Source organism: Klebsiella sp. 18074, from assembly GCF_902705905.1.
GTDB classification, from domain to species: Bacteria; Pseudomonadota; Gammaproteobacteria; order Enterobacterales; family Enterobacteriaceae; genus Klebsiella; species Klebsiella terrigena.
Window position 1 is genome coordinate 1 of the sequence record NZ_CACSIS010000064.1, and the last position, 4,500, is coordinate 4,500.

Annotated in this window: 4 protein-coding genes and 4 tRNA genes; 7 read left to right on the forward strand and 1 reads right to left on the reverse strand. The window is 50.7% G+C overall.

The window, feature by feature from the left end; all coding sequences use genetic code 11:
- The first annotated feature begins 237 nt into the window (after positions 1-237).
- Together murB and birA are read left to right on the forward strand one after the other, a co-directional pair.
- Complete coding sequence (murB, locus tag GVK32_RS28245; protein WP_159874154.1) at positions 238-1,266, forward strand: UDP-N-acetylmuramate dehydrogenase; 1,029 nt, start codon at positions 238-240, stop codon at positions 1,264-1,266.
- Entirely contained in the window at positions 1,263-2,225 is a 963-nt protein-coding gene (gene birA / locus GVK32_RS28250; protein WP_041143533.1) for a bifunctional biotin--[acetyl-CoA-carboxylase] ligase/biotin operon repressor BirA, read from the forward strand. Before murB ends, birA begins: the two co-directional genes overlap by 4 nt.
- 26 nt (positions 2,226-2,251) lie before the next feature.
- Here birA and coaA read toward each other — a convergent pair whose 3' ends face one another.
- On the reverse strand, positions 2,252-3,202 hold the full coding sequence (gene coaA / locus GVK32_RS28255; RefSeq protein ID WP_115193801.1) for a type I pantothenate kinase: 951 nt from the start codon (positions 3,200-3,202) through the stop codon (positions 2,252-2,254).
- Between the two features lie 521 nt (positions 3,203-3,723).
- Here coaA and GVK32_RS28260 point away from each other — a divergent pair.
- The 5 genes from GVK32_RS28260 to GVK32_RS28280 form a co-directional block, all read left to right on the forward strand.
- Positions 3,724-3,799: transfer RNA gene (locus GVK32_RS28260), tRNA-Thr, on the forward strand.
- A 10-nt stretch (positions 3,800-3,809) separates the two neighbouring features.
- Positions 3,810-3,894, forward strand: a tRNA-Tyr gene (locus GVK32_RS28265).
- 120 nt (positions 3,895-4,014) lie between these two features.
- A tRNA-Gly gene (locus tag GVK32_RS28270) sits at positions 4,015-4,089 on the forward strand.
- A 5-nt stretch (positions 4,090-4,094) separates the two neighbouring features.
- Positions 4,095-4,170: transfer RNA gene (locus GVK32_RS28275), tRNA-Thr, on the forward strand.
- Between the two features lie 116 nt (positions 4,171-4,286).
- A partial coding sequence (locus GVK32_RS28280) for a GTP-binding protein (RefSeq protein WP_227256966.1) occupies positions 4,287-4,500 on the forward strand: 214 nt, incomplete at its 3' end.

Sequence of the window (4,500 nt, forward strand, 5' to 3'; positions counted from 1 at the left end):
AGGGTGGCGGGCAGGAGGCCCGCCATACAACTGTCAGGCATCAAACAAACAAAGAAACCTCATGCGCAGGCATGGGGTTTTTTGTTGTCTGCGGTTCATGAAAAGCGGCCGGACGCCGCCCGGATCGAGCGCTGCGCGCCGCGTTCCGGGAATATCCAGCGGCCAGCGACCAAACCGAACAAGCCTTCCCCTGACATATACGGTAAACTAGTGCAGATTTTGCATCAGGAAGCCACTATGAATCACTCCCTTAAACCCTGGAATACCTTTGGCATCGATCGTACAGCCAAAGCAATTGTGCGCGCCGAAAATGAGCAACAGCTACTGTCTGCCTGGCAGGATGCCACCGCAGAGGAACAGCCGGTCTTAATCCTCGGGGAAGGAAGCAACGTGCTCTTTCTAAAGGATTATTCTGGTACGGTCATTATCAACCGCATCCTGGGGATTGAGGTTACAGAAACGCCTGAAGCCTGGCATCTACACGTTGGGGCAGGAGAGAACTGGCACCATCTGGTGCAGTTTACTTTAGAAAAAGAAATGCCGGGCCTGGAAAACCTTGCCTTGATCCCCGGCTGCGCTGGCTCTTCACCCATTCAAAATATTGGTGCTTATGGCGTCGAGCTCCAGCGTGTCTGCCTGTATGTTGACTGTATCGAGCTGGCAACCGGGCACAAACAGCGGCTTTCGGCCAACGAGTGCCGTTTTGGCTATCGGGATAGTATCTTCAAACATGAATACCAGGATCGCTATGCCATCGTGGCCGTTGGCCTCAGGTTGCCTAAAGTCTGGCAGCCGGTGCTGACCTATGGCGATTTGGCCCGTCTTGACCCAAATACCGTGACGCCTCGACAGGTATTTGATGCTGTTTGCCATATGCGAATGACCAAGCTTCCCGATCCAAAGGTAAATGGTAACGCCGGCAGCTTCTTTAAAAACCCGGTCATTAGCGCGGAGAAAGGGCAGGAACTGCTGGCCGCTTTCCCAAATGCGCCGCATTATCCGCAGGCGGATGGCAGCATCAAGCTGGCCGCTGGCTGGCTTATCGATCAATGCCAGCTTAAAGGGAAAACCATCGGTGGTGCGGCGGTACATCGCCAGCAGGCGCTGGTATTAATCAATGACCACCATGCAACCAGCGACGATGTGATCGATCTTGCTCATTACGTCCGCCTGCGGGTTGGCGAGATGTTTAACGTCTGGCTGCAGCCCGAAGTCCGTTTTATTGGCGCAACCGGTGAAGTTAACGCTGAGGAGGCGATTGCATGAGGGACAACACCATTCCCCTGACCCTGATATCTATTCTGGCTGACGGCGAGTTTCATTCCGGAGAGCAGCTCGGCGAACGTCTGGGAATGAGCCGGGCTGCAATCAATAAGCATATTCAGACGCTGCGCGACTGGGGAGTTGATGTCTTTACCGTCCCAGGTAAAGGCTACAGCCTTCCGGAACCGGTGCAATTATTAAATGAAGAGCTGATTGCCGGACAGATCGACCAGGGCCGCGTCACCGTGCTGTCGGTGATTGATTCCACAAACCAGTATTTATTGGACAGGCTTAACGAGCTTCAGTCTGGTGATGCCTGCGTTGCGGAATATCAGCAGGCTGGGCGCGGTCGCCGCGGGCGCAAGTGGTTCTCACCCTTCGGTGCGAATCTCTATCTTTCCATCTACTGGCGACTGGAGCAGGGACCTGCCGCAGCGGTAGGCTTGAGCCTGGTGATTGGCATTGTTATTGCTGAAGTACTTCAGAGCCTCGGCGCCGATAAGGTACGCGTCAAGTGGCCAAACGATCTGTACCTTCAGGACCGGAAGCTGTCCGGCATTCTGGTGGAGTTGACGGGAAAAACGGGCGATGCGGCGCAGATAGTGAGCGGTGCAGGGATCAATCTGGCGATGCGACGCGTGGAGTCTGATGTTGTCAATCAGGGCTGGATTAGTCTGCAGGAAGCCGGAGTCTCTATCGATCGTAATGCGCTGGCCGCGCGCCTGATTAAAGAGCTACGGGCGGGACTGCAGCTGTTTGAACAGGAAGGGCTGGCTCCTTACCTGTCGCGCTGGGAAAAATTAGATAATTTCCTCAATCGCCCGGTTAAGCTTATTATCGGAGACAAAGAAATCTTCGGGATTTCCCGTGGCATCGATACTCAGGGAGCATTATTACTTGAGCAAGATGGGGTGATTAAACCATGGGTTGGCGGTGAAATATCGCTACGCAGCGCCGAATAAACAACAGGGAGCCGAGGCTCCCTTTTTTATTTCCGCAAGCGGACTTCGTCGACCGAATGGTTGGCGCTCTTGGTCATTATCAGACTCGCTCTTTCACGAGTTGGTAGGATGTTTTCTTTAAGATTCAGAAGGTTAATCTCATTCCACAGTGAGGTGGCTATATTGACGGCTTCATCTTTCGAGAGCTTTGCATAATTATGGAAATATGAGTCAGGATCGGTAAATGCGCCTTCACGGAATTTTAGAAAACGATTGATATACCAGCTCCGCAGCATTTCTTCCGGCGCATCAACATATATAGAAAAATCAACGAAATCAGAAACAAATACATGATGCGGATCGTGCGGATAATCCATCCCGCTTTGTAAAACATTTAATCCTTCAAGAATTAAAATGTCTGGCTGGGAAACCGTCTTATCGCCATCGGGAATAACATCATAAATCAGGTGTGAATAGACCGGGGCTTTAGCGTTAGCGATACCTGATTTCAGATCGGAGACGAACTTGACCAACCGGTGCATATCATAAGACTGCGGGAAGCCCTTCTTCTTCATCAGGCCGCGTTCTTTCAATACGGCATTAGGGTGCAGGAAGCCATCGGTGGTGATCAATTCAACGTGCCGATGCTCTGGCCAGCGGCTAAGCAGCGCCTGCAGCACGCGTGCGGTTGTACTTTTACCTACTGCGACGCTACCGGCGATGCTGATGATATACGGAATACGCTGACCGTTGGTACCAAGAAACTGTTCCAGCACGGCCTGACGACGCAGGTTGGAACTGATATAGAAATTAAGCAAACGCGACAGCGGCAAATAAATTTCCGCGACTTCTTCCAGCGAAAGATCTTCGTTGATGCCTTTTAACCGCGTGATTTCTTCCTCTGTTAGCGTCATCGGAACGGAATCACGAAGTGCAGCCCATTGGTTGCGGTTAAATTGTAGATAAGGTGTCATTAACGTTTGCTCTTTTTTGCTCATAAGCATTTTCTTACCATCGCCAAATTAAAGACAGGCGCAGATGCTTCACATAAGTTAATCAGGACAATGGGCAGGAGGGTAACACCAGATTGCAGGGAATAATAAGAAAAAAACGCATTGAATGATGCTTTCTCACGCCAACATCACAAGAGTGAAATTTGTGAATAAAGGACGTCAAAGCTGATGCGGGGGCAAACGGCGGCGGGCTGTAAACGGCGATGATGCAGTCAACGAGTCGCTCAGGCCAATCAGCTATCCACTATATAGCAGAGAGCAAAGTGACTTTATCGTGCCGGGGGCGCGGCAAAAGCTATGCCGTCGCACGCAAAATGCGTCCCTTGCTTAGCCGCAGCGGGCTTTGAATGGAAATATTGCGAGAGTAATGGTGTTTTTTTGTTCTTCATCGATTGAAATTACACCGCTTTTTGGTGTTTGAGAGCAAAATATGAGCGATAGAACGATTTATGCAATTTTTTAGTTGCATGAATCCGCAGGGCTCCCTAAAATGCGCGCTACTTGATGCCGACTTAGCTCAGTAGGTAGAGCAACTGACTTGTAATCAGTAGGTCACCAGTTCGATTCCGGTAGTCGGCACCATCAAGTGCCTGGTGGGGTTCCCGAGCGGCCAAAGGGAGCAGACTGTAAATCTGCCGTCATCGACTTCGAAGGTTCGAATCCTTCCCCCACCACCATCTTTCGGCAACGCTTTGCGGAGCCAGAGTTGATTGGTTAAGCTAATCAGCTCAAACAAAGAAAAGAGATAACTCTCTTTTTTTTGTTATAGAAAGAACTGGGTAGCCGAGTTTCAGGATGCGGGCATCGTATAATGGCTATTACCTCAGCCTTCCAAGCTGATGATGCGGGTTCGATTCCCGCTGCCCGCTCCAGACGTGCTGATATGGCTCAGTTGGTAGAGCGCACCCTTGGTAAGGGTGAGGTCCCCAGTTCGACTCTGGGTATCAGCACCACTTCTTTATCTCTCCTTCCCTGTTTCTCTCTATTCTATTGCATTCAACAAGTCGGGCATGTTGCCTGGTTGATGTGGTGATATCACCGATTTATCCGTGTCTTAGAGGGACAATCGATGTCTAAAGAAAAGTTTGAACGTACAAAACCGCACGTTAACGTCGGTACTATCGGCCACGTTGACCATGGTAAAACAACGCTGACTGCTGCAATCACTACCGTTCTGGCTAAAACCTACGGTGGTTCTGCGCGCGCATTCGACCAGATCGATAACGCACCGGAAGAAAAAGCTCGTGGTATCACCATCAACACTTCCCACGTTGAATATGACA